Source organism: Pseudarthrobacter cellobiosi, assembly GCF_023913755.1.
Classification (GTDB): domain Bacteria; phylum Actinomycetota; class Actinomycetes; order Actinomycetales; family Micrococcaceae; genus Arthrobacter; species Arthrobacter cellobiosi.
This window is the reverse complement of record NZ_JAMXBJ010000050.1, coordinates 342,837-365,938: the sequence shown is the minus strand read 5'-3', so window position 1 is coordinate 365,938 and position 23,102 is coordinate 342,837. Positions and strand designations below refer to the sequence as shown.

The window sequence follows — 23,102 nt, the reverse complement described above, 5'->3', positions numbered from 1 at the left end:
AGCAGTGCGTCCGCTGTGAGGAAAAGTTGTGCGGAAACAGTCACGCATCACCCCCAAATTCGTCCCAGTGGCGGCCCCCGGTAGGCTAGAGGGGTGACTCCCGAAGAACTCTCCCTCGCCATATCCGCCTGCCTGAAAGACGCCGTCGCCGCTGGCGAAATCGCGCTTTCCGCATCAGCTGTCCCTGATGAGGTGCGCGTGGAGCGACCGAAGAACCGGGAGCACGGCGACTGGGCCACCAGCATCGCCCTCCAGCTGTCCAAGCAGGCCGGCACCAACCCGCGCGAATTCGCCACCGTCCTGAGCGCCCGGCTGAAGTCCATCAACGGCGTCGCTGCCGTGGATATTGCTGGCCCCGGCTTCCTGAACATCACCGTGGACGCCGCCGCGGCGGGTGCCCTGGCGAAGGCCATCGTGGAAGCCGGACGGGACTACGGCACCACCACCACGCTCGCCGGTCACGTGGTGAACATGGAATTTGTGTCGGCGAACCCCACTGGTCCGCTGCACATCGGCCACACCCGCTGGGCCGCCTTGGGCGACGCCATCGCCCGCGTGCTGCGTGCTTCGGGCGCGGAGGTCACCGCCGAGTACTACATCAACGACGCCGGTTCGCAGATGAACGTGTTCGCGAACTCTGTTTACTCGCGGCTGCACGGACTTCCGGTGCCGGACGGCGGCTACCCGGGCCAGTACATCGCAGACCTCGGCCACGACGTCCTCACCCAGCACCCCGACATCCGCGAACTCACCGAGGTCGCCGCCCTTCCCGTCATCCGCGCCGCTGCCTACAAGGCACAGATGAAGGACATTAAGGACACGCTCGCCGACTTCGGCGTTGCGTTTGACGTTTACTTCTCGGAGCAGGAACTGCACGACGCCGGCCACATCGAAAGTGCTGTGGCCCGCCTTCGCGAGCAGGGCCACGTGTTCGACGACGGCGGTGCGGTCTGGTTGCGCACCACCGACTTCGGGGACGACAAGGACCGCGTGATGATCCGCGCGAACGGCGAACCCACGTACTTTGCCGCGGACGCCGCCTACTACTTGTCCAAGAAGGACCGCGGCTTTACCGAAAAGATCTACCTCCTGGGGGCCGACCACCACGGTTACATCAACCGCCTCAAGGCCATTGCGGCCTGCGCGGGCGATGATCCCGATGTGAACATCGAGGTGCTGATCGGCCAGCTGGTGTCCGTTAATGGCGCCAAGCTGTCCAAGCGGGCTGGCAACATCATCGAGCTCAAGGACCTCATCGACTGGCTGGGCAAGGACGCTGTTCGTTATTCTCTGGCCCGCTTCCCGGCAGATTCCCCGCTCACCCTGGATCCCGATCTCCTGAAGAAGCACAGCAACGAAAACCCGGTGTTCTACGTCCAGTACGCCCACGCCCGGTCCCGTGGCACCGCCCGCAACGCCGTGGCTGCCGGCGTGGACCGGAGCGCGTTCGATGCTTCACTTCTGGATCACGCCACGGAAAACGAACTGCTCTCCTACCTGGGCAGCTACCCCTCGATCGTGGCCAAAGCCGCCGAACTGCGTGAACCCCACCGCGTGGCCCGCCACCTCGAGGTAATTGCCGGCGCCTACCACCGCTGGTACGACGCCTGCCGTGTTGCCCCACAGGGCGACGAAGCCGTCACCGATGTCAACCGCACCCGCCTGTGGCTGAACGACGCCACCAGCCAGGTGCTGGCCAACGGACTGGACCTGCTGGGCGTGTCCGCACCGGAACGGATGTGAAACTGATGTCGGCACAGGAAACTTCGACGCAGAAGGTGTCAGCACAGGACACCAACAGCGGATCCCCGCTGGCTCCCGAGTGGCTCGCCGTTCCCGCGGACCTGAATGCGCTCCACGAGCTCATGTGGGCGCAGGATGTGCGGAAGAACGACGCCGGTGAGCTCGCCATCGATGGCATCGCCGTCAGCGAGCTCAAGGCGCAGTTCGGCACGCCGCTCTTTGTGATGAGCGAGACAGACTTCCGGGCCCGCGCACGTTCCTTCAAGGACGCCTTTGATGCCGCGTTTGCCGACATCTGCGGGGGAGTGGACGTCTACTACGCGGGCAAGTCCTTCCTGTGCACCGCCGTAGCCGCCTGGGTGGCAGACGAAGGACTCCGGCTGGACACCTGTTCCGGCGGCGAGCTCGCGGTGGCGGCCCGGGCCGGCATCAAGGGCGAAAACCTGGGCCTGCACGGCAACAACAAATCCGACGCCGAGATCAACCGCGCGCTGGATATGAAGCTGGGACGCATCGTGGTGGACAGCCTCGACGAACTGGACCGCGTTGCCAAAATCGCCTCGGACCGCGGCGAAATTGCCAACGTTATGCTGCGCCTGACTCCCGGCGTCCACGCGCACACCCACGAGTTCATCGCCACCGCCCACGAGGACCAGAAGTTCGGCCTCTCCATGGCCGGGGATTCCACCGAGCAGGCCGGACTGTCAGCAGCGGAGGAAGCTGTGGCTGCGGCCACGGGCTACGCCGGCATCGACCTGCTGGGCCTGCACTGCCACATCGGCTCGCAGATCTTCGAGCCGGACGGCTTTGAACTCGCCGCGCAGAAGCTCCTGCGCTTCCACGCTGCCATGCAGGAAAAGTACTCCATCGTGATGCCCGAGCTGGACCTCGGCGGCGGCTACGGCATTGCCTATACCCCGGTGGACACCCCGCGCCCCGCAGCTGACGTCGCGCAGGCGATGGCCGCCGTCGTGCGTTCCACGTGTGCTGAGCTGGGCATCACCGCTCCCCGGATTTCGATCGAACCCGGACGCGCGATCGTGGGCAGCACCACGTTCACGCTGTACGAGGTGGGCACCCTGAAAACCGTGCGGGTGGACGCTCCGGCCGGCGAAGCGGGCCAGGAGAACGTTACGCATCCGCGCCGCTATGTGTCAGTGGACGGCGGCATGAGCGATAACGCCCGCCCGGTGCTCTACGACGCGGATTATTCGGCGATTCTGGCCTCCCGCACGTCCGCCGCGTCCCCGCAGCTGTCCCGCGTGGTGGGCAAACATTGCGAGAGCGGCGACATAGTTGTTAGAGATGTATATCTGCCCGAGGACGTGGCAGCCGGTGATCTGCTTGCTGTACCGGGGACCGGCGCCTACTGCTGGGCCCTGTCAAGCAACTACAACTATCTGGCCCGGCCGGGCGTTGTCGCGGTGCGCGGCGGATCTGCCCGGCTGATTGTCCGCGGGGAAACCGAAGAAGATCTGCTTAACCGCGACATGGGAGTGCCGAATGACTGAATTGCGAACCCTGAAAGTAGCCCTGCTGGGCTGTGGCAACGTTGGGGCCCAGGTTGCGCGGATTCTCATTGAGGACGCCGACGCCCTTGCCGCCCGTACCGGGGCCCGCCTGCAGCTCAGCGGCATCGCGGTGCGCAACGTCAATGCCAAGCGGGATGTGGACCTGCCGCAGGACCTCTTCACCACCGACGCCGACACCCTGGTCAAGGACGCCGACCTGGTGATCGAGCTCATGGGCGGGATCGAGCCTGCCCGCACGCTGATCCTCTCCGCGCTCCGCAACGGCGCCTGTGTTGTCACCGGCAACAAGGCCCTGCTCGCCCAGGACGGCCCCACCCTCTACGAAGAGGCCGACAAGGCCGGCGTGCAGCTGTCCTACGAAGCCGCCGTAGCCGGTGCCATCCCCATCCTGCGCCCCATCCGGGACAGCCTGGCCGGAGACCGCATCACCCGCGTGCTGGGTATCGTCAACGGCACCACCAACTTCATCCTGGACCAGATGGACTCCACCGGCGCCCAGTTTGCGGACGCCCTCGCAGAGGCCCAGCGGCTCGGTTACGCGGAAGCGGACCCCACCGCCGACGTCGAAGGCCACGACGCCGCCTCCAAGGCCGCCATTCTCGCGTCGCTGTCGTTCCACACCCGCTTCGCCCTGGAGAACGTCCACTGTGAAGGCATCACGTCCGTCAGCGCGGCGGACATCGCCGCAGCCAAGGACGCCGGATTTGTCATCAAACTGCTGGCCATCGCTGAAAAGCTCACGGATGCCGACGGCGGCGAAGGCGTTTCCGTGCGCGTGCACCCCACGCTGCTGCCGCGCGAGCACCCGCTGGCCGCCGTTCGTGGCGCGTTCAACGCGGTTTTCATTGAGGCGGAAAACGCCGGCGAGCTGATGTTCTATGGCCAGGGTGCCGGCGGAACTCCGACGGCGTCCGCCGTGCTGGGTGACCTCGTTTCGGCCGCCCGCCGCATTGTGCTGGGTGGCCCCGGACGCACGGAGACCACCACGGGCCACGTCCCGGCGCTGCCCATCGACGCGGTCATGACCAGCTACTACATCGGCCTGGATGTGGCTGACCAGCCCGGCGTGCTGGCCCGGATCGCCCAGCTTTTTGCGGAGCATGGCGTCTCCATCGAAATCATGCGGCAGACCATCCACCGGGACGCAGAGTCCAACGTGGAGTCGGCCGAACTGCGGATCGTTACCCACCGCGCATCAGAGGCTGCCCTCGCAGCCACCGTCGAGGCCGTCAAGGGCCTGGACGTCATCAATTCAGTAACATCCGTTCTGCGGGTAGAAGGAGTCTAAGTGGCTCACCAATGGCGCGGCGTTATCCGCGAATACGCTGACCGTCTGCCCGTAACGGAATCCACAAGGGTCATCACGCTGGGAGAAGGCGGCACCCCGCTGGTCCACGCGCAGAAACTCTCCGAGCTCACCGGCTCCACGGTGTACCTGAAGGTCGAGGGGATGAACCCCACCGGTTCGTTCAAGGACCGCGGCATGACCATGGCCATGACGGCCGCCGTTGCATCCGGCGCCAAGGCTGTGGTGTGCGCGTCCACTGGCAACACTTCAGCTTCCGCCGCGGCCTACGCCACGGCAGCGGGACTGAAATGCGCCGTGCTGGTCCCCGAAGGCAAGATCTCCATGGGCAAGCTGAGCCAGGCCATCGCGCACGGCGCCACGCTGCTCCAGGTGGACGGCAACTTCGATAACTGCCTGGACATTGCACGGAAGCTGGGGGAGTCCTATCCGGTGTTCCTGGTCAACTCCGTGAACCCGGCCCGCATCCAGGGCCAGAAGACGGGCGCGTTTGAGATTGTTGATTCGCTCGGCGATGCTCCGGACATCCACGTCCTGCCCGTAGGCAACGCCGGCAACATCACGGCGTACTGGAAGGGCTACAAGGAGTACTCGGCGCCGTTCGAATCCGACACGGCCGGAACCTTGCCCGCCGTGTCCACCAAGACCCCGCAGATGTGGGGCTTCCAGGCCGCAGGCGCGGCACCGTTCGTGGCGGGGCACCCCATCACGGAGCCGGACACCATCGCCACTGCCATCCGGATCGGCAACCCGGCGTCCTGGGACGGTGCCATCGCGGCACGTGACGAGTCCGGCGGATTCATCGACTCCGTGACTGACGAACAGATCCTGGATGCTCACCGCTGGCTGTCCGCCCGCGAAGGCGTTTTTGTGGAGCCCGGCTCCGCCGCCGGTGTGGCCGGCCTGCTCAAGAAGCACGCCGCCGGTGAAGTTCCGACCGGCAAGACCATCGTCATCACCGTGACCGGCCACGGTCTCAAGGACCCCCAGTGGGCCCTCCGGACCGAGGACGGCAGTGAAGTGCAGCCGGTCAAGGTCTCGAACGACGTCGTGACAGTCGCTGCTGAACTGGGACTGGAAGAAAAGTAGCCTTGGAAACCACCTCGCCCACCGCCGTTGACCTGCCCGTCATCGAGGCAGGTCAGCGCGTCACCGTCAGGGTACCGGCCACCAGTGCCAACCTTGGACCGGGTTACGACAGCCTGGGCCTCGCCCTTGCACTGCACGACACCCTGACGGTGGAAAGCCTCGAATCCGCTGAGCTCGTCTTCGAGCTCAGCGGCGAGGGGGCGGACACGCTGCCGCAGGACGCCAGTCACCTGGTGGTCAGGGCGATGGAGGCTGCCTTTTCCCGGCTCGGATACCGGCACGGCGGCCTCAGGATCACGGCGACGAACGTCAACCCCCATGGCCGGGGCCTGGGATCATCGGCGTCGGCAGTGGTGGCGGCCGTCTCGGCCGCCAATGCGATGGTGCCCGAAGCGGCGCGTCGCGGGCGGGATTGGATCCTGCAGTTGACCAGCGAGATGGAAGGCCATCCGGACAACGTCGCGCCCGCGATTTTCGGCGGACTGGCGCTGTCATGGCAGGACAGTGACCAGTACAGCAGCACGTGCGCTACCGTGGCCGGTTCCGTGATTCCCATCGTGGCCGTCCCCGATTTCGAATTGTCCACCGAGGCAGCGCGAGCTCTGCTGCCGGCGTCTGTGGGCCATCATGCGGCGGCCATGAACTCCGGCCGGGCGGCGCTGCTGATCCATGCGCTGACGCAGAAGCCCGAGTTCCTGCACGCAGGCACGGAGGATTACCTGCACCAGAGCTACCGGGCCGAGGCGATGCGGCCCAGCGCGTCCCTCATCACGGCACTGCGCAACGCGGGCCACGCGGCCGTGGTTTCGGGTGCCGGACCTACGGTCCTGGTTCTCGCCGACGGCGAAGCCGAAGCCGCCGAGGTCCTTGGGTTTATTGCGTCCTTTACAGAGTCGAACACGCCGGGCATCGGCTGGCGCGTGCTGAAGCTGGCAGTGGACGTCGAAGGTGCTAAGGTGGACTTGCACCGGCGGTAATTCCGCCTATCTGATCGGCAGCTGCATTCAGTTGTCAGTGATCTCCTACTGCGCAATATTTTCCGGTGCCACCTGCTTGGTCTGTCGCAGGAATCTGCAGCTAAATTGTCTGCCCCTGAACCGTCAGCCCAGCGCCCCGCCATTAATCGGTGCGTGAGGTGAATCAGTATCCGGCCCTGCTGGCCGAAATCCAACCGGCAAGACCGAAAATGCGGCTGCAGATCTGAACTGCAGCCCAGATCAAATCATCGCGTCCAGCTCCCAGTCTGGACGCCGTCGAGGGGGAAGGATCCTTCGTGACCGAAACCACTGAGCTGTCTTCAGCTGTGGAACCATCAACTTCTGCTGCCGGATCGTCAACGGCCGCACCCGCCAAGAGCAGTGGCCTCGCCGGCCTCAAGCTCGCCCAGCTGCAGGCACTTGCCAGCCAGCTGGGGATTTCCGGTGGATCGCGCATGCGTAAGGGGGATCTGGTGACCGCCATTTCCGCCCATCGCGCTGGCACGTCAGCCAGCAAGGCCCCGGCCAAGGCTGCCGAGAAGGCGACCGAAAACCACGTAGCCCCTGCAGCTGCCGCACCGGTGGCCGCCGCAAGCGAAACCTCGGAGGCCCCGGCCGCTGAGGGGACCCGTGCCCGTGGCCGTGGACGCAGCCGCCGCGCTGTCAGCGACGGAGTAGTTGCGGCACCTGCCGCGGCAGCAGCCGCCGAAGCTCCGGCCGCCGCACCCGTTGAGGCTCCGGCGACGGCGCCTGTTGAGGCCGCCGTTGAAGGCGAACGCCGCCAGCCGCGTACCCGCAACCGCCGCCGCGGCGATGCGGCCGCCACGTCAACGCAGGCAGAAGCCGCTGAGGCTCCGGCCGAGCAGCCCGCGGCTGAACAGCGCCAGGCTGACCGCACCGAAACCCAGCGTGCTGATTCCCAGGGCGCAGAATCCGGCGACGGCCAGCGTGCTGACCGCCGTGAGAGTGGCCGCAGCCGTGGCGCCCGTGACACCGCAGCCCGTGAAACCACGGCTCGTGAAACCACGGCTCGTGACACCACTGCCCGGGAGACCACCGAAGGTGGCCGCGACAACGCGGGCAGCCGTGACGCCGGCCAGCGTGACGGTGCCCGTCGCGATGACAGCCGCGACAACGACGATTCCGACGGCGGCAGCCGCCGGAACCGCCGCAACCGCCGCGACCGGAACGACCGCAATGACCGGAGCGACCGCTCCGGTGGCGGCCAGGACAGCCGGGACAACTCGCGTAACGACCGTTTCCGCGACCGCAATGACCGCCGTCGGGGACGCACCCAGGGACCGGACGTCGACGACGTCGAGGTCACCGAGGATGACGTCCTGCTGCCCGTCGCCGGCATCCTGGACGTGCTGGAGAACTACGCGTTCATCCGCACCTCCGGTTACCTGCCGGGCCCGAACGACGTTTACGTCTCCCTGGCCCAGGTCAAGAAGTACAACCTGCGCAAGGGCGACGCCTGCGTCGGTGCCATCCGTGCACCGCGTGAAGGCGAAGACCGCAGCCAGCAGACTGCCCGCCAGAAGTTCAACGCCCTGGTCCGCGTCACCTCCGTCAACGGAAAGACGCCGGAAGAGCTCAAGGACCGCGTCGAATTCGCCAAGCTGGTTCCGCTGTACCCGTCCGAGCGCCTGCGCCTTGAGACGGATCCCAAGAAGATCGGCCCCCGCGTCATCGACCTGGTTGCCCCGATCGGCAAGGGCCAGCGCGGCCTGATCGTCTCCCCGCCGAAGGCCGGCAAGACGCTCATCCTGCAGTCCATCGCCAACGCCATCACCACCAACAATCCTGAGGTCCACCTCATGATGGTGCTTGTTGACGAACGCCCCGAAGAAGTGACGGACATGCAGCGCACGGTCAAGGGTGAGGTCATTGCCTCCACCTTCGACCGTCCCGCGGATGACCACACCACCGTGGCCGAGCTCTCCATCGAACGCGCCAAGCGCCTCGTGGAAATGGGCATGGACGTGGTGGTCCTCCTGGACTCCATGACCCGCCTGGGCCGCGCCTACAACCTGGCAGCACCGGCCTCCGGCCGTATCCTGTCCGGTGGTGTCGACTCTGCCGCGCTGTACCCGCCGAAGCGCTTCTTCGGTGCAGCCCGCAACATCGAAAACGGTGGCTCGCTGACCATCCTGGCAACCGCGCTCGTGGAGACCGGTTCCAAGATGGACGAGGTCATCTTCGAAGAGTTCAAGGGCACCGGCAACATGGAGCTCCGCCTGTCCCGCCAGCTGGCGGACAAGCGCATCTTCCCGGCCGTGGACGTCAACGCGTCCGGTACCCGCCGCGAAGAGAACCTGCTTTCCCCCGAGGAAGTCAAGATCATGTGGAAGCTGCGCCGCGTCCTTTCCGGACTCGAAACGCAGCAGAGCCTTGAGCTGCTGACCAACAAGATCCGGGAGACCCAGAGCAACGTCGAGTTCCTCATGCAGGTCCAGAAGACAACGCTTGGCGCGAAGTCGGATAACGACAAGTAGCTGCGCTCACCGCTCAAAACATGCCGGCCTGATGGCCGGCATGTTTTGGGCGGTTCGTCGTTAAGTCCCGTGAAACTAGACTTGTAAGAGTCGAAAGAGGTTTTGAAATGTTTGAGTCCGTACAGGGCCTGCTTGACGAGCATGATGCTATCCAGGCGCAGCTTGGCGATCCTGCTGTTTATGCTGACCAGCGGCTGGCCCGGAAGCTGGGGCGGCGTTCTGCGCAGCTCAATGGCATCGTGGAGGCATACAACAAGTGGCATGCCCTGGAGGACGACCTCGCCGCTGCGAAGGAAATGGCCTCGGAGGACCCTGAGTTTGCTGCCGAGGTTCCCGTGCTGGAGGCCGCGCTGGAGCAGGCTTCTGCGAAGCTGCGCAGGCTCCTCATTCCGCGGGATCCCGACGACGCCCGCAACGTGATCCTCGAGGTCAAGGGCGGTGAAGGCGGCGACGAAGCCGCACTCTTCGCCGGTGACCTCCTGCGGATGTACACCCGGTACGCGGAATCCCGCGGCTGGAAGACCGAACTAATCTCGGCCAACGAATCCGATCTCGGTGGCTACAAGGACGTCCAGATGGCCGTCAAGGGCAACTCGAACGATCCTGCCGAAGGTGTCTACGCGCGGCTCAAGTTCGAAGGCGGCGTCCACCGCGTGCAGCGTGTGCCCGTCACCGAATCCCAGGGCCGCATCCACACCTCTGCCGCCGGTGTCCTGGTCCTCCCCGAAGTTGACGAGCCCGAAGAGCTGGACATCAACCAGAACGACCTCAAGATCGACGTCTACCGCTCCTCGGGTCCCGGTGGCCAGTCTGTGAACACCACGGACTCCGCTGTCCGTATCACGCACCTTCCCACCGGCATCGTGGTGGCCATGCAGAACGAGAAATCCCAGCTGCAGAACCGCGAAGCAGGCATGCGTGTGCTCCGCGCCCGCATCCTGGCGCACCAGCAGGAAATCATCGACGCGGAGAACTCGGCCCAGCGTAAATCCCAGATCCGCACCATGGACCGTTCGGAGCGCATCCGCACGTACAACTACCCGGAAAACCGGATCGCGGACCACCGCACCGGCTACAAGGCGTACAACCTGGACCAGGTCATGAACGGTGACCTGGAACCGGTCATCCAGTCCGCCATCGAGATGGACGAACAGGCACGCCTGGACGCCATCGGCGACTAGCCGCCGGCCTCCATGACACTCGGGTCGGAGCAGTCCCTCGCGGCTGCCGTCAGCGAGGCCACGGTGATCCTCCGGGACGCTGGGGTCCCCAGCCCCCGCGTCGACGCGGAACTCCTGGCGGACCACCTGCTCGGTGTGGGGCTCGGCAGGCTCCGGGCGATGATGCTGGGGGACACTCCAGCACCTGTTGGCTATGCCGAACTTGTCGCTGAACGGGCCCAACGGATCCCGCTGCAGCACATCACCGGTGTGGCGCATTTCAGGTACCTGGAGCTTGCGGTTGGGCCTGGGGTCTTTATCCCCCGGCCGGAAACAGAGTCCGTTGTGCAGCTGGTCATCGACCACGTCAAGGGGATGGCGCACCCGCGGATTGTGGACCTGGGAACGGGGTCCGGCGCGATCGCCGGCTCCATCGCCCATGAGGTGCCCGGCGCCGAAGTCCACGCCGTGGAATACAGTCCGTTCGCGCACGCGTGGGCGGCCAGAAACCTGGCGCCCCTGGGCGTTAATCTGGTGCTGGGGGACCTCCGCGACGCGCTGCCGGAACTTAACGAAACCTTCGACGTCGTAATCTCCAACCCGCCATACATTCCCGCCGAAGCCGTCCCGAATGAACCCGAAGTTGCCCTGCACGACCCTCCCGAAGCCCTGTACGGCGGGGGAGCGGACGGCATGGAACTTCCGACGGCGGCGGCCGCCTCGGCTGCCCGGCTGCTGGTTCCCGGCGGCTACTTCGTGATGGAACACGCGGAGGTCCAGGCCGGCTGGATCGCCGGCATGATGCAGCGGACGGGTGCCTGGCGGGAGATCACCACGCATCTGGACCTCAACGGCAAGGAACGCGCCACGAGCGCCGTCCTTGCCGGTCCGCACCACGAGTGATGAAAGAATAGGCCAGTGACCACAACCTACAACTGCACGTCCGAGGATCAGCGCGCCCTTGGCCTGGAGCATGCCCAGCGTGCCATCAGCGAAAAGAAGTGCGTGGTGTTCCCCACGGACACGGTCTACGGAATTGCCGCCGACGCATTTTCGCCGCAGGCCGTCACCATGCTGTTGGCCTCCAAAGGGCGCAGCCGCAGCATGCCGCCGCCGGTACTGATTCCCCGGATCAACGCGCTGGACGGCCTGGCCACAGATGTTTCCGCTGATGCCCGCAAGCTCGCCGAGGCGTTCTGGCCGGGGGGACTGACCCTGATCCTGCACGCCCAGCCGTCACTGGACTGGGACCTGGGCGAGACCCAGGGAACGGTGGCCCTGCGTATGCCCGCCGACGAGGTGGCCCAGGAACTCCTGACGCTGACCGGTCCGCTGGCCGTGTCCTCCGCCAACCGGACCGGCCAGCCGCCGGCACAGACCGCCGCTGAGGCTCGTGCCCAGCTCGCGGAGTCCGTGGAGGTCTACCTCGAAGGCGGTTTCCGGCCGGTGGAAGGAACCGACGCCGTGCCCTCCACGATCGTGGATGCCACCGGGACGCTCCTGCGCGTCGTGCGCACCGGTGCCGTGTCCCTGGAGCAGCTCCGGGAACACGTTCCGGGCGTCTTGGGCCTGGGCGAGATCCCGATGGCTGAGCCCGAGGAAGAATCTGAACCAGTCGCTATGCCGGCTGAATCAGCCGCTGAAGAGCCGGCCGGTGAAAAAGCTGCCGACGAGCCGGCGGCGCCGGTTCGGGAGACTGACGGGTGAGCCTGGCACGCCAGCACATCCCCGTCCTGGGCGTGGACGCCACGCCGCTCAAGGTGGACGACCTGCTTGAGGTGCTGGCGGGGTTCGTCGCCGACGGGACCAAGCGGACCGTCGTCGGACATAACCTGCACAGTGTCACGCTGACACATTCCGACGCCAACTTTCGTTCCGTCTATGAGGAGAGCGACGTGGTGCTCCTCGATGGGGCGCCGGTGCTCTGGCTGTGGAGCCGGACGGGGAATGCCGTGGGGCCGGTCATGGAGTACCGGCTGGGTTCCACGGACTGGTTGCCGTCCCTCGGCAGGGTTGCCGGCCTGAAGCGGATGGCGGTGGTTGGCGCCGGCGCTGAGGCGAACGCCTTGGCTGTCGAAAAGCTCCGGAGCCTTGTTCCCGGTGCCACGGTAGCGGGCCTGCCCGGCGAAGGCTGGAACGACGACGTCGAAATGGCCGCTGTGCGCTGGCTCGGGGAGCAGCAACCCCAGCTCGTCCTGCTCGGGTTGGGCATGCCGCTGCAAGAATCAGTGCTGCAGCGCCGGCTCGGCACGCTCCCGCCGGCCATCTACTGCACTGTGGGCGGCGCGATCGACCAGCTGGCCGGAATCCAGAAACTTGCACCTCGATGGCTCGGGAGGCTCGGGCTGGAATGGGCATGGCGCCTGCTGCTGCATCCCCGCCGCGTGGCGTACCGTGTGTTTGGCGAGCCGTGGGTGCTGCTGTGGCTGCTGGCCCGCCGCCGGCTGCGGCGCGTGTCCTAGAACTTCTGGTCCTCCAGCGGCGCGAAGCCCTTGCCCCGCAGTCCCTTCGAGAAGGAACTTGCCCAGGCGAGCAGTCCCTTCAGGTCACGGCGCTGCGCAAAATACCCAAGGTAGCCGCCGACGTCGGCCACCAGCGACTTAACCCGGAAATAGCGCCGGATCAGGTACCCGCGGTTGCGGTAGTAGTAGTAACGTTTGAACGCCGAATCCGGCACGATCACATGCCAGCGTGCGCCAAAGACGTGCTGCGTCTCGGAAAACGCATGCGGGTGGGTGATGGCGGTGGTGGTCACCGTGCCGAACCGGATGCCCGCCTTGCGGAGGCGGATGGTGAAGTCCACCTCGTCGCCGCGGATAAAGAGGCGCATGTCCGGCAGGCCCACCTTGAAAAACACGTCGGACCTGATCAGGGCACCGTTAAAGAAGTGTCCGTCGTTGGGTAGGAAACCTACTTTTTCCAGTTCGGCCCGGTCGTGGGTGACTTTCCCGTCCAGCCGGAAGAAGAAGGACAGCCGGTCGGGATGGCCCGGGGCAACCACCAGCGGGACCACGGCTTCAAGGTCGCGGGCCTCAGCCTCACGCAGCAGCGTGGCGAGGCATTCGGGATCTGTCGGCTCGGCGTCGTCGTCCATCATCCAGACCCATTTGGCACCGCTGGCCACCGCCTTCAGCGCGGCGAGGGCAAAGCCGCCTGCCCCGCCGAGGTTCGCTTCGGAACGGACGTAATCAACATTTGTGTGCCGCGCGGCAACATCGCGTGCGGGGTCCGTGCCGCTGTCCACAAGGCAGATGGTGTCCACTGCCGCGGACTGCGTATTAATGGCGTCCAGCAGGACGGACAGCTCTTTATGACGGTTAAATGTCACGGCGGCAACTGCAACCCGGACGGTCATGGGGATTCCTTTCAGCATGGCCTTCAGGGGATTCCCCGCTCGCAATGCGCCAGTGTGGCGCGAAGCCATGGAGCCGTTGGCGCTAGTATCTTGACTAGAGTCCACTGTAATACAGCCCTGTAAGGCACCAAGCACTGCCTGCTGCGCGCCCGGCGACGGAGAAGTTTCATTTATCGAAAGTCAGATTCCCCGCCAGTGAGCCCGTCGATCGAGGACCACCTGTTCGGGCCGCTGTCCATGCCTGTGCGCACCCGCAGGGTTGCGCCGCACACCGACGAAACGGCCGCTATCGCATGATTATGTACCTGCTTATGGGGCTGACGGCTGCCGTCGTGTCCTACGGAGCCACCTGGGGTGCCCGCGTCATCGGGCACCGGCTTGAACTCCACGCCCCCATCCGCAGCCGTGACATGCATACGACGCCGGTGTCCCGGCTGGGCGGGGTGGCCATCTTCCTCGGCGTGCTGGTGGCCCTCCTCGTGGCCAGCCAGTCCTTCTTCGTCAAGGACATCTACCGGAACAACTTCTCGCCATGGGGCGTCCTGGCGGGCGCGGCACTGATCGTGCTCGTGGGGATCGCGGATGACCTCCTGGACATCCGTTGGTGGGTGAAGCTCATCGGCCAGAGCGCCGCAGCCCTGGTGGTGGCCATCTGGGGCGTCCGGATGACCATTGTCCCGTGGGTTCCGGAGCCGATCTACCTGGAGAACGAACTGCTCCGCGTCGTGCTGACGGCCGGGCTCATCGTCACCACCATGAACGCCTTCAACTTCATTGACGGCCTCGACGGACTGGCCGCCGGCGTGGCCATCATCGGCGGAACTGCCTTCTTCTTCACGGCGTATTGGGTGCACCGGAACGCCGTCCTGTTGGACTACTCGGACCTGGCCACCCTCCTCACCGCCGTCGTCGTTGGCAGTTGCATCGGTTTCCTGCCGCACAACTGGTTCCCGTCCAAGATCTTTATGGGCGATTCCGGTGCCATGCTGATCGGCCTGCTGATGGCGGCCGCTGGCATCGTCTCCACGGGCCAGATCACGTCAGGGCTGTACGACCGCGCCAACGGTATCTCCACAGTCATACCGATTCTGCTGCCCTTCGCCGTGCTGTTCCTGCCACTGCTTGACCTGGGCCTCGCCGTCGTCCGCCGGACAGCGCGGGGACGTTCGCCATGGTCCGCAGACCGCGGCCACCTCCACCACAAGCTGCTGGATATCGGTTACTCGCACCGGACGGCCGTCATCCTGATGTACCTCTGGACCGCCGTCCTGTCCTTCGGGGGATTGGCCTTTGCAGTCTTCCCTTGGCAAGTTGTATTGGCCGCCGACATCTTCGCCACGCTGGTCATGGGCCTGATTACGGCCTGGCCATACCTGCGCCGCCACAGTGACCAGTCGCCGGCGTAACGGCGTTCGGATTTATTTCTATCTCGTGTAGAATTTAGGGGCAGCCCAAGCTGCCCCTCCACCCAGCCCCAGGGCGCCGACGATTGGGATCTTATGACCTCCAACGCCGAACCCGGACGTTCGTCCGGCAGCGGACCCGTTGGTGTTTCCGGTCCCACGCGCTCGCTGTGGCTTCGCCTCCTCGCACTCAGTTCAGCTGCCGGTGCAGGCGCACTGATTCTGGCGGGCATCCCGGCTGTGATCCTGAACGGCCCCACCGGCGTTCTATCCAGTACTTTGGGCGGCCTCCTGGTGATGCTCTTCTTCGCCATCAGTCTTCTCGTGGGCCATTTCGTGGGGCGCAACAACCCCTCCGGTGCCATCGGAATGTTCGCGGCCACCTACTTTGTCAAGGTCGTGGGTTTCGCGGTTGTCCTGTTTGTGATCGGAGCACCTGCCTGGCTTCACGACCGATGGTTCCTGATTGGTGCCGTTGCCACTGTTGTCTTCTGGCAGGCTGCCGAAATCTATGGCTTCAGCAAGGCGCGCCTGCAGATTTACAACGACCCCGAGACCAAGGAGCCGAACGATGCCTGATCGGAAACGAACAGCGAAAAACGGTTCCTCCGTGCCCAGGTACGCTGCGCCCACGCCGGGGGTGTCGGCCGAAAACAACGACGGCGGATACAACGCCGGAATGGCCGTCTTTAGCTACATTATTGGCGGAATCATCGTCTGGAGTTTGATAGGGTGGGGTCTGGATTATCTGTGGGGAACCCGCTGGATCGTGCTCGCAGGCGCTCTGCTTGGAGCTCTCGGAGGTTTCTATCTTTCCCACATGCATGGCCTTACCAGTTCCAGAACCACGGCAGGTAAGAGCGGCGCAGACAGCGGCCCGTCCGCGGACGGAAACACAAATGCCAAATAATTTCACAGGGGGAGCTGCGGAGCACAATTCCGCGGGTCCTCGACCAACGCCCAATGATGGACACTGCAGAGAGGAAACGCGTTGATCGCGCTTGCGCTCCCGGCCCAAGATTCAGGAGAGTTCAATCCTCCTGGAATTGAAGAAATGCACCTGCCGGCAATCCTGCCGTGGGGGGTGGCTGACGGATTCTCCAAGCAGATGCTGCTGGTAATCCTGTCGGTCGTCATTATCGCCACATTCTTTCTGCTAGCTGCACGGAAGCAGCAGCTTGTTCCCGGCAAGCTCCAGTTCGCTGGTGAAATGGCTTATGGCTTTGTCCGAAACGGCATTGCAAAAGACATTATCGGCGGCAAAGATTTCATGAAGTATGTCCCGCTGTTGTTCAGCCTTTTCTTCTTCATTCTGGTGAACAACATCTACGGCGCCATTCCCGTGATCCAGCTCCCAAGCTTCTCGCACGTTGGCGGCGCCTATGTCCTCGCGGGCATTGTGTACGTCACCTGGATTGCCATCGGCATCAAGAAGAACGGCCTGAAGTATTTCAAGCTGGCCACCGTGCCGTCCGGCGTCCCGGTCTACATTCTCCCGATTGTGATCCCGATCGAGATCATCTCGAACTTCCTGGTCCGGCCGGTCACACACAGCCTCCGTCTCTTTGCCACCATGCTGGCAGGACACTTGATCGTCATGATCGCCGGTTCCGGCATTGAGTTCCTGGTGATGCAGGAGAACATCCTGCTCAAGGGAACCTCCCTTCTGGTCATCGCCGGCGCAGTTGCCATGTACATGCTGGAAGCACTGATCATGGCCCTGCAGGCCTACGTCTTCACGCTGCTGACCGCCATTTACATCGAAGGCGCCCTGCACGCGGACAGCCACTAGGCACCCACAAACTTCCCCTCACGGGGATGAAGCAACCCAAACAACCTGCCACATAGATGGCATCTTGAAAGGAAGAAAAATGGAAGGCACCATCAACGGCTCCCTCAACCTCATCGGCTACGGACTGTCCGCAATCGGCGGTGGTATCGGTGTTGGCCTCGTGTTCGCTGCTTACATCAACGGCGTAGCACGTCAGCCGGAAGCCCAGCGCGTCCTGCAGCCGATCGCATTCCTCGGCCTCGCGCTGACTGAAGCCCTCGCCATCCTCGGCCTGGTCTTCGCTTTCGTTCTCTAGTCTGACTTCAGAACCAAGCGAACATCCAGAACCGAGTAGATAAGGACGGGTGAATTATGTATCAAACGATCATCTCAGCCGCCGTGGAAGGCGCCGAGGCGACCAACCCGCTCGTTCCCAACGTCTGGGAAATGGGCGTCGTTCTCGCCGGCTTTGCTGTCCTCATGTACATCGTGGTCAAGTTCGTTGTCCCGATGTTCGAGAAGACGTTTGCAGAGCGTGCCGAGGCCATTGAAGGTGGCATTGCCAAGGCAGAAAAGGCGCAGGCAGAGGCTTCTGCAGCACTCGAAGAGTACAAGCAGCAGCTGACCGATGCCCGTGCCGAGGCCAACCGCATCCGCGAGGAAGCCCGTGCTGAAGGCGCCCAGATCCTTGCAGATCTGAAGGAAAAGGCTGCCGCTGAGTCTGCCCGCATCACGGCACAGGCACACGTGCAGATCGAATCGGAGCGCCAGGCCGCAGTTGTGTCCCTGCGCTCCGAGGTAGGCACGCTGGCCACCACGCTGGCAGGCCGCATCGTTGGCGAAGCACTCAACGATGACGAGCGTTCAGCCCGTGTGGTTGACCGCTTTCTGGCAGATCTGGAGAACCAGAACGCAGGTGCAGCTAAGTAATGTCAGGTGTATCGAGCGAATCGCTGACCACGGCGCTGACCCAACTGGAAGCAAAGCTTCCGTTGGCCTCGCTGCAGTTGGCTAAGGAACTCTTCGGAATCCTGGGAACGGTGGACAGCTCGGCTGGCTTGCGCCGCGCCCTGACTGACCCGTCCCGCACCGGTGACGAAAAGTCGGCGCTTGTCAGGCAGCTTGTTGGCGGAAAAGTCTCCGCTGAGGCTGCGGACATCGCGGGCGGACTGGCCAGTTCACGCTGGGCATCGGCCCGAGACATCGGCGATGCACTCGAGACGCTTGCCGCAACGGTGGTTATCGCCGTTGCTGAAAACAAGTCGGCCGTTTCTGCCTCCGGAATCTCTGGGCTGGAAGAGCTGGAGAACGATCTGTTCTCCTTCAACCAGGCCGTTGCCTCCAACCACGAGGTACAACGTGCTCTGTCGGAGCCGCAGGCCAGTGCTGCAGCGAAGACCGCGTTGGCGCAGAAGCTGCATCCCGGCGCAGGCGAGGAAGCAAAAGTCCTCATCGCGCAGGCAGTTTCCCAGCCCCGCGGCATCAAGGCGACGCGGCTCGTAGCCCGGTTCGCCGAGCTGGCAGCCAAACGGCAGCAGCGCTGGATTGCAACGGTCAGCGTCACCCGTCCCTTGACGGAGATGCAGTTCGCCCGCCTCCAGGCAGGGCTTAATTCCCTGTACGGTCGCGAGCTCAAGATCAACCTCACCGTTGATCCTGAACTGATCGGCGGAATCCGTGTCCAGGTGGGTGACGAAGTGCTCGACGCTTCGGTTATCACCCGGCTGGGACAGCTTCACCGCCAACTGGCCGGATAGCCGGACAAGCACAACTTAACGAAACGAAACCCCGGTCATCGTGAGCAACGATGATCACGAAAACAGGAGAGCAGGGACTGCAGATGGCCGAATTGACCATCAACGCCGACGACGTCCGTATTGCGTTGAACGAGTTCGCGGCGTCCTACGAACCCGGAAACGCTGAGCGCGTAGAGGTTGGCCGTGTAACAACCGCAGGTGACGGCATCGCCCGTGTTGAGGGCCTTCCCTCGGTCATGGCGAACGAGCTGCTTCGCTTCGAGGACGGCACCCTGGGCCTGGCCCAGAACCTTGACGTCCGCGAGATCGGTGTCATCGTACTCGGTGACTTCACCGGAATCGAAGAGGGCCAGGAAGTCCACCGCACGGGTCAGGTTCTGTCCGTACCGGTAGGCGACGCCTTCCTCGGCCGCGTGGTTGACCCTTTGGGCCAGCCCATCGACGACCTCGGCGAGATCAAGGCCGAAACCACCCGTGCCCTGGAACTCCAGGCGCCCGGCGTGACCCAGCGTAAGTCGGTCCACGAGCCGATGCAGACCGGTCTGAAGGCTATCGACGCCATGATCCCGATCGGCCGCGGCCAGCGCCAGCTGATCATCGGTGACCGCCAGACCGGCAAGTCGGCTATCGCGATCGACACCATCATCAACCAGAAGGCCAACTGGGCTTCCGGCGATGTGACCAAGCAGGTGCGTTGCATCTACGTGGCAATCGGTCAGAAGGCGTCCACCATTGCGGCTGTCCGTCAGACCCTTGAGGACAACGGCGCACTGGAATACACCACCATTGTGGCTTCCCCCGCGTCTGACCCCGCAGGCTTCAAATACCTGGCACCGTACGCCGGTTCGGCCATCGGACAGCACTGGATGTACGGCGGCAAGCACGTCCTCATCGTGTTCGATGACCTCTCCAAGCAGGCCGAGGCCTACCGTGCAGTTTCACTGCTGCTGCGCCGCCCGCCGGGACGCGAAGCCTACCCGGGCGACGTCTTCTACTTGCACTCCCGCCTGCTGGAGCGTTGTGCCAAGCTCTCCGACGAGCTCGGTGCCGGCTCGATGACCGGCCTGCCGCTCATCGAAACCAAGGCAAACGATGTCTCTGCCTACATCCCGACCAACGTGATCTCCATTACCGATGGCCAGATCTTCCTGCAGTCGGACCTCTTCAACGCCAACCAGCGTCCGGCCGTCGACGTGGGTGTCTCTGTGTCCCGCGTGGGTGGTGCTGCTCAGGTCAAGTCCATGAAGAAGGTCTCCGGTACTTTGAAGCTGGAATTGGCCCAGTACCGCGACATGCAGGCTTTCGCCATGTTCGCATCTGACCTCGATGCCGCATCGCGCCAGCAGCTGACCCGTGGCGCCCGCCTGATGGAACTGCTGAAGCAGGGCCAGTACTCACCGTTCCCGATTGAGAACCAGGTTGTGTCCATCTGGGCCGGTACCAACGGCCACCTCGACGAGGTTCCGGTTGAGGACATCAACCGCTTCGAGACCGAATTCCTGGAGCACCTCAAGCACAAGTCTTCCATCCTGACCACGCTGGCGCAGACCAACGTTATGGACGATGACACCGCTGCTGCACTGAAGACCGCAATCGTGGCCTTCAAAAAGGGCTTCTTCGGTGAGGGTGACAACCGCCTGGTAGGCGCTGGCCACGAGGAGCACGAAGCTATCTCGGAAGCCGATGTAGACCAGGAAAAGATCGTCAAGCAGAAGCGCTAGTTTCGCTGGCAGGGACTGTCGGAACCCCGAGGTTCCGGCAGTCCCGGCCACCGGGATCTTAGGAAAGGAAAAGTATGGGAGCCCAGATTCGGGTCTACCGCCAGAAGATCAGCTCGACCACGTCGATGCGCAAGATCTTCAAGGCGATGGAACTGATCGCTACCTCGCGCATTGGCAAGGCCCGCGCACGCGTAGCGGCTTCACTGCCTTACGCAAACGCGATTACGCGTGCCGTTTCTGCTGTCGCAAGCCAGAGCGAAATCGACCACCCGCTGGTCACCGAGCCGACGCAAATCCGCCGGGCAGCTGTCCTGGTTATCAGTGCAGACCGCGGCCTTGCAGGATCCTACTCGGCGACCGTGCTTAAGCAGGCGGTCGGTCTCACCGAGCTGCTCCACGAGGAGGGCAAAGAAGTCAAGACGTACGTGATGGGCCGAAAGGCTCAGGCGTACTTCGACTTCCGCAACCTTTCTTACGAGCGCGTGTGGACCGGCAACACTGACGCGCCGGAGTTTGGAACTGCACGTGAGGTCGGCGCGGCATTGCTCGAAGCCTTCGCTGCAGACTACGAAGAGGGCGGCGTGGACGAGATCCATGTCGTTTACACCCGCTTCAAGTCCATGGTGACGCAGGAGCCGACGGTTATCCGTCTTCTTCCGCTTGAGGTTGTCGAAGAGCAGGCGGCGTCCGAGTCGGACCTCCTGCCGCTCTACGAATTCGAGCCGGAAGCGGAGCAGGTTCTTGATGCCCTGCTCCCGCGCTACATCGAGTCACGCATTTTCGCCGCCATGTTGCAGGCAGCAGCTTCCGAGCTCGCAGCCCGCCAGCGGGCGATGAAGTCCGCCGGTGACAATGCCACGGACCTCATCAAGAAGTACACGCGTCTGCGCAACACTGCCCGTCAGGCTGAAATTACGCAGGAGCTTTCCGAAATTGTTGCCGGTGCTGACGCCTTGAACGCGTCCTAGCCTGCACGGTCCGGTCCAGCTGTACCTGCACTAAAGAACAAACTTAAACCCCACGCCATCTACTGAGTGAAGTGAGAGAGATGACTGCCACTGCTACCGAACACGTAGCCGCAACGTCCGGTGCGACCGGCCGTATTGCACGTGTTATTGGCCCGGTTGTCGACGTCGAATTCCCGGCTGACGCAATCCCCTCGATTTACAACGCCCTCACCACGGAGATTACCCTCAACGGTGAGACCAAGACCATCACGTTCGAGGTTGCCCTGCACTTGGGCGACAACCTCATCCGCGCCATTGCCCTGCAGGCTACCGACGGACTCGTCCGCGGCACCAACGTAGTGGACACCGGTTCTCCGATCACCGTGCCCGTCGGCGACGGCGTCAAGGGCCACATCTTCAACGTCCTCGGCAAGCCGCTGGATGTTGACGAGTCCGAGATCCAGGCTGCGGACTACTGGCCGATCCACCGCAAGGCCCCGGCCTTCGCAACGCTCGAAGGCTCCACCGAGATGCTGGAAACCGGCATCAAGGTCATTGACCTTCTCACCCCGTACATCAAGGGTGGAAAGATCGGCCTCTTCGGCGGCGCCGGCGTGGGCAAGACGGTTCTGATCCAGGAAATGATCACCCGTGTGGCCCGTAACTTCGGTGGTACCTCGGTATTCGCCGGTGTTGGCGAGCGTACCCGTGAAGGTAACGACCTCTGGGTTGAAATGGAAGAGGCAGGCGTCCTCAAGGACACCGCCCTAGTATTCGGCCAGATGGATGAGCCGCCGGGAACGCGCCTGCGTGTTGCACTGTCCGCCCTGACCATGGCGGAGTACTTCCGCGATGTGCAGAACCAGGACGTGCTGCTCTTCATCGACAACATCTTCCGCTTCACCCAGGCAGGCTCCGAGGTTTCCACCCTCCTCGGCCGCATGCCGTCGGCCGTGGGCTACCAGCCCAACCTGGCTGACGAGATGGGTCTCCTCCAGGAGCGCATCACGTCCACCAAGGGCCACTCGATCACCTCGATGCAGGCCATCTACGTTCCCGCAGATGACTACACCGACCCGGCCCCGGCCACGACCTTCGCGCACCTCGACGCAACCACGGAACTGTCCCGTGAAATTGCTTCCCGTGGTCTGTACCCGGCCGTTGACCCGCTGACGTCGACGTCCCGCATCCTGGACCCGCAGTACATCGGTCAGGACCACTACAACACGGCTGTCCGTGTAAAGCAGATCCTGCAGAAGAACAAGGAACTCCAGGACATCATCGCCATCCTTGGTGTTGACGAACTGTCGGAAGAGGACAAGATCGTCGTGTCGCGTGCACGCCGTATCCAGCAGTTCCTCTCCCAGAACACCTACACCGCCAAGCAGTTCACCGGCGTCGAGGGCTCCACTGTGACCATCAAGGACACGGTTGAAGGCTTCACCGCTATCTGCGACGGCGACCTTGACCACGTTGCAGAGCAGGCGTTCTTCAACGTCGGCGGCCTGGACGATGTTGAGCGCCAGTGGGCCAAGATCCAGGAACAGACCAAGTAATATGGCTGAGCTTGAGGTTGAGATTGTCGCAGCGGATCACTTCGTGTGGTCCGGAGCGGCCAAGATGGTCAAGGCCCGCACCAGCGATGGTGAGATCGGAATCCTGCCCGGCCACTCGCCCCTGCTGGCGATCCTGGCCGAAGGTGAACTGGCGATCGAGCCGGTTTCCGGGAACCGCATTGCCGTGGCTGTTGACGGCGGATTCTTCTCCGTCGACAACAACCGCGTGGTGATTGTTGCTGACAACGCCCAACTGGGTGACGCGGCTACTGCTGGGATCCGCTAGC

Annotated in this window: 22 protein-coding genes; 21 read left to right on the top strand and 1 reads right to left on the bottom strand. The window is 63.8% G+C overall.

What is annotated here, in order from left to right; translation table 11 throughout:
* Nucleotides 1-93 precede the first annotated feature (93 nt).
* The 10 genes from argS to NG696_RS19070 all read left to right on the top strand — a co-directional run bounded on the left by argS (nt 94) and on the right by NG696_RS19070 (nt 12,767).
* Nucleotides 94-1,743 (top strand): arginine--tRNA ligase, encoded by a 1,650-nt coding sequence (argS, locus tag NG696_RS19115; RefSeq protein ID WP_252565116.1) that lies wholly within the window; start codon nt 94-96, stop codon nt 1,741-1,743.
* Nucleotides 1,744-1,748: 5 nt separating this feature from the next.
* Complete coding sequence (gene lysA, locus NG696_RS19110) at nt 1,749-3,254, top strand: diaminopimelate decarboxylase (protein ID WP_252565118.1); 1,506 nt, start codon at nt 1,749-1,751, stop codon at nt 3,252-3,254.
* The gene (locus tag NG696_RS19105; RefSeq protein ID WP_252565120.1) at nt 3,247-4,563 is read left to right on the top strand and encodes a homoserine dehydrogenase; all 1,317 of its coding nucleotides are present in this window, start codon (nt 3,247-3,249) and stop codon (nt 4,561-4,563) included. The genes lysA and NG696_RS19105 overlap by 8 nt, the downstream gene beginning before the upstream one ends.
* Nucleotides 4,564-5,670, top strand: coding sequence for a threonine synthase (gene thrC, locus NG696_RS19100; protein ID WP_252565122.1), 1,107 nt, complete (start codon nt 4,564-4,566; stop codon nt 5,668-5,670).
* Nucleotides 5,671-5,672: 2 nt separating this feature from the next.
* Nucleotides 5,673-6,647, top strand: coding sequence for a homoserine kinase (thrB, locus tag NG696_RS19095; protein ID WP_252565124.1), 975 nt, complete (start codon nt 5,673-5,675; stop codon nt 6,645-6,647).
* Nucleotides 6,648-6,943: 296 nt separating this feature from the next.
* The gene (gene rho / locus NG696_RS19090) at nt 6,944-9,145 is read left to right on the top strand and encodes a transcription termination factor Rho (protein WP_252565126.1); all 2,202 of its coding nucleotides are present in this window, start codon (nt 6,944-6,946) and stop codon (nt 9,143-9,145) included.
* A 107-nt stretch (nt 9,146-9,252) separates the two neighbouring features.
* The gene (gene prfA / locus NG696_RS19085; RefSeq protein ID WP_252565128.1) at nt 9,253-10,326 is read left to right on the top strand and encodes a peptide chain release factor 1; all 1,074 of its coding nucleotides are present in this window, start codon (nt 9,253-9,255) and stop codon (nt 10,324-10,326) included.
* Between the two features lie 12 nt (nt 10,327-10,338).
* Nucleotides 10,339-11,208 carry a peptide chain release factor N(5)-glutamine methyltransferase gene (gene prmC, locus NG696_RS19080; protein ID WP_252576384.1) on the top strand — a complete coding sequence of 290 codons (870 nt, stop codon included), beginning with the start codon at nt 10,339-10,341 and terminating at the stop codon, nt 11,206-11,208.
* A 15-nt stretch (nt 11,209-11,223) separates the two neighbouring features.
* Entirely contained in the window at nt 11,224-12,012 is a 789-nt protein-coding gene (locus tag NG696_RS19075; RefSeq protein ID WP_252565132.1) for an L-threonylcarbamoyladenylate synthase, read from the top strand.
* Entirely contained in the window at nt 12,009-12,767 is a 759-nt protein-coding gene (locus NG696_RS19070) for a WecB/TagA/CpsF family glycosyltransferase (RefSeq protein ID WP_252576383.1), read from the top strand. The genes NG696_RS19075 and NG696_RS19070 overlap by 4 nt, the downstream gene beginning before the upstream one ends.
* On the opposite strand, the gene NG696_RS19065 is transcribed toward NG696_RS19070, so the two are convergent.
* Nucleotides 12,764-13,660 (bottom strand): glycosyltransferase, encoded by an 897-nt coding sequence (locus tag NG696_RS19065; RefSeq protein WP_252565136.1) that lies wholly within the window; start codon nt 13,658-13,660, stop codon nt 12,764-12,766. The genes NG696_RS19070 and NG696_RS19065 overlap by 4 nt on opposite strands.
* A 293-nt stretch (nt 13,661-13,953) precedes the next feature.
* Between NG696_RS19065 and NG696_RS19060 the strand changes: the two genes are divergently transcribed.
* The 11 genes from NG696_RS19060 to NG696_RS19010 all read left to right on the top strand — a co-directional run bounded on the left by NG696_RS19060 (nt 13,954) and on the right by NG696_RS19010 (nt 23,101).
* Entirely contained in the window at nt 13,954-15,066 is a 1,113-nt protein-coding gene (locus NG696_RS19060; protein WP_252565138.1) for an MraY family glycosyltransferase, read from the top strand.
* A 93-nt stretch (nt 15,067-15,159) separates the two neighbouring features.
* Nucleotides 15,160-15,642 (top strand): Cg1360 family ATP-synthase-associated protein, encoded by a 483-nt coding sequence (locus NG696_RS19055; RefSeq protein ID WP_252565141.1) that lies wholly within the window; start codon nt 15,160-15,162, stop codon nt 15,640-15,642.
* The gene (locus NG696_RS19050; RefSeq protein WP_252565143.1) at nt 15,635-15,973 is read left to right on the top strand and encodes a hypothetical protein; all 339 of its coding nucleotides are present in this window, start codon (nt 15,635-15,637) and stop codon (nt 15,971-15,973) included. The genes NG696_RS19055 and NG696_RS19050 overlap by 8 nt, the downstream gene beginning before the upstream one ends.
* An 81-nt stretch (nt 15,974-16,054) precedes the next feature.
* On the top strand, nt 16,055-16,855 hold the full coding sequence (gene atpB, locus NG696_RS19045; protein WP_056349417.1) for a F0F1 ATP synthase subunit A: 801 nt from the start codon (nt 16,055-16,057) through the stop codon (nt 16,853-16,855).
* A gap of 79 nt (nt 16,856-16,934) precedes the next feature.
* Nucleotides 16,935-17,150: an ATP synthase F0 subunit C gene (atpE, locus tag NG696_RS19040; protein WP_056349415.1), complete on the top strand. Its 216-nt coding sequence runs from the start codon at nt 16,935-16,937 to the stop codon at nt 17,148-17,150.
* A gap of 56 nt (nt 17,151-17,206) precedes the next feature.
* Entirely contained in the window at nt 17,207-17,764 is a 558-nt protein-coding gene (locus tag NG696_RS19035) for a F0F1 ATP synthase subunit B (protein ID WP_185260923.1), read from the top strand.
* Nucleotides 17,764-18,591, top strand: coding sequence for a F0F1 ATP synthase subunit delta (locus tag NG696_RS19030; RefSeq protein WP_252565145.1), 828 nt, complete (start codon nt 17,764-17,766; stop codon nt 18,589-18,591). Before NG696_RS19035 ends, NG696_RS19030 begins: the two co-directional genes overlap by 1 nt.
* A gap of 83 nt (nt 18,592-18,674) precedes the next feature.
* Entirely contained in the window at nt 18,675-20,312 is a 1,638-nt protein-coding gene (atpA, locus tag NG696_RS19025) for a F0F1 ATP synthase subunit alpha (protein WP_252576601.1), read from the top strand.
* Nucleotides 20,313-20,386: 74 nt separating this feature from the next.
* The gene (locus NG696_RS19020) at nt 20,387-21,280 is read left to right on the top strand and encodes a F0F1 ATP synthase subunit gamma (RefSeq protein WP_248759992.1); all 894 of its coding nucleotides are present in this window, start codon (nt 20,387-20,389) and stop codon (nt 21,278-21,280) included.
* Nucleotides 21,281-21,360: 80 nt separating this feature from the next.
* Nucleotides 21,361-22,815 carry a F0F1 ATP synthase subunit beta gene (gene atpD / locus NG696_RS19015; protein WP_252565147.1) on the top strand — a complete coding sequence of 485 codons (1,455 nt, stop codon included), beginning with the start codon at nt 21,361-21,363 and terminating at the stop codon, nt 22,813-22,815.
* A gap of 1 nt (nt 22,816) precedes the next feature.
* Complete coding sequence (locus NG696_RS19010) at nt 22,817-23,101, top strand: F0F1 ATP synthase subunit epsilon (RefSeq protein WP_056349400.1); 285 nt, start codon at nt 22,817-22,819, stop codon at nt 23,099-23,101.
* The last annotated feature ends 1 nt before the right edge of the window (nt 23,102 follow it).

Excerpts from the sequence above, each read along its gene's own strand:
- atpA (WP_252576601.1), top strand. The coding sequence starts at position 18,675 with ATGGCCGAATTGACCATCAACGCCGACGACGTCCGTATTGCGTTGAAC.
- atpE (WP_056349415.1), top strand. The coding sequence starts at position 16,935 with ATGGAAGGCACCATCAACGGCTCCCTCAACCTCATCGGCTACGGACTG.
- NG696_RS19060 (WP_252565138.1), top strand. The coding sequence starts at position 13,954 with ATGATTATGTACCTGCTTATGGGGCTGACGGCTGCCGTCGTGTCCTAC.
- NG696_RS19030 (WP_252565145.1), top strand. The coding sequence starts at position 17,764 with ATGTCAGGTGTATCGAGCGAATCGCTGACCACGGCGCTGACCCAACTG.
- NG696_RS19055 (WP_252565141.1), top strand. The coding sequence starts at position 15,160 with ATGACCTCCAACGCCGAACCCGGACGTTCGTCCGGCAGCGGACCCGTT.
- NG696_RS19065 (WP_252565136.1), bottom strand. The coding sequence starts at position 13,660 with ATGACCGTCCGGGTTGCAGTTGCCGCCGTGACATTTAACCGTCATAAA.
- NG696_RS19020 (WP_248759992.1), top strand. The coding sequence starts at position 20,387 with ATGGGAGCCCAGATTCGGGTCTACCGCCAGAAGATCAGCTCGACCACG.
- prmC (WP_252576384.1), top strand. The coding sequence starts at position 10,339 with ATGACACTCGGGTCGGAGCAGTCCCTCGCGGCTGCCGTCAGCGAGGCC.
- NG696_RS19050 (WP_252565143.1), top strand. The coding sequence starts at position 15,635 with ATGCCTGATCGGAAACGAACAGCGAAAAACGGTTCCTCCGTGCCCAGG.
- atpD (WP_252565147.1), top strand. The coding sequence starts at position 21,361 with ATGACTGCCACTGCTACCGAACACGTAGCCGCAACGTCCGGTGCGACC.
- prfA (WP_252565128.1), top strand. The coding sequence starts at position 9,253 with ATGTTTGAGTCCGTACAGGGCCTGCTTGACGAGCATGATGCTATCCAG.
- NG696_RS19035 (WP_185260923.1), top strand. The coding sequence starts at position 17,207 with ATGTATCAAACGATCATCTCAGCCGCCGTGGAAGGCGCCGAGGCGACC.
- lysA (WP_252565118.1), top strand. The coding sequence starts at position 1,749 with ATGTCGGCACAGGAAACTTCGACGCAGAAGGTGTCAGCACAGGACACC.
- NG696_RS19105 (WP_252565120.1), top strand. The coding sequence starts at position 3,247 with ATGACTGAATTGCGAACCCTGAAAGTAGCCCTGCTGGGCTGTGGCAAC.
- NG696_RS19010 (WP_056349400.1), top strand. The coding sequence starts at position 22,817 with ATGGCTGAGCTTGAGGTTGAGATTGTCGCAGCGGATCACTTCGTGTGG.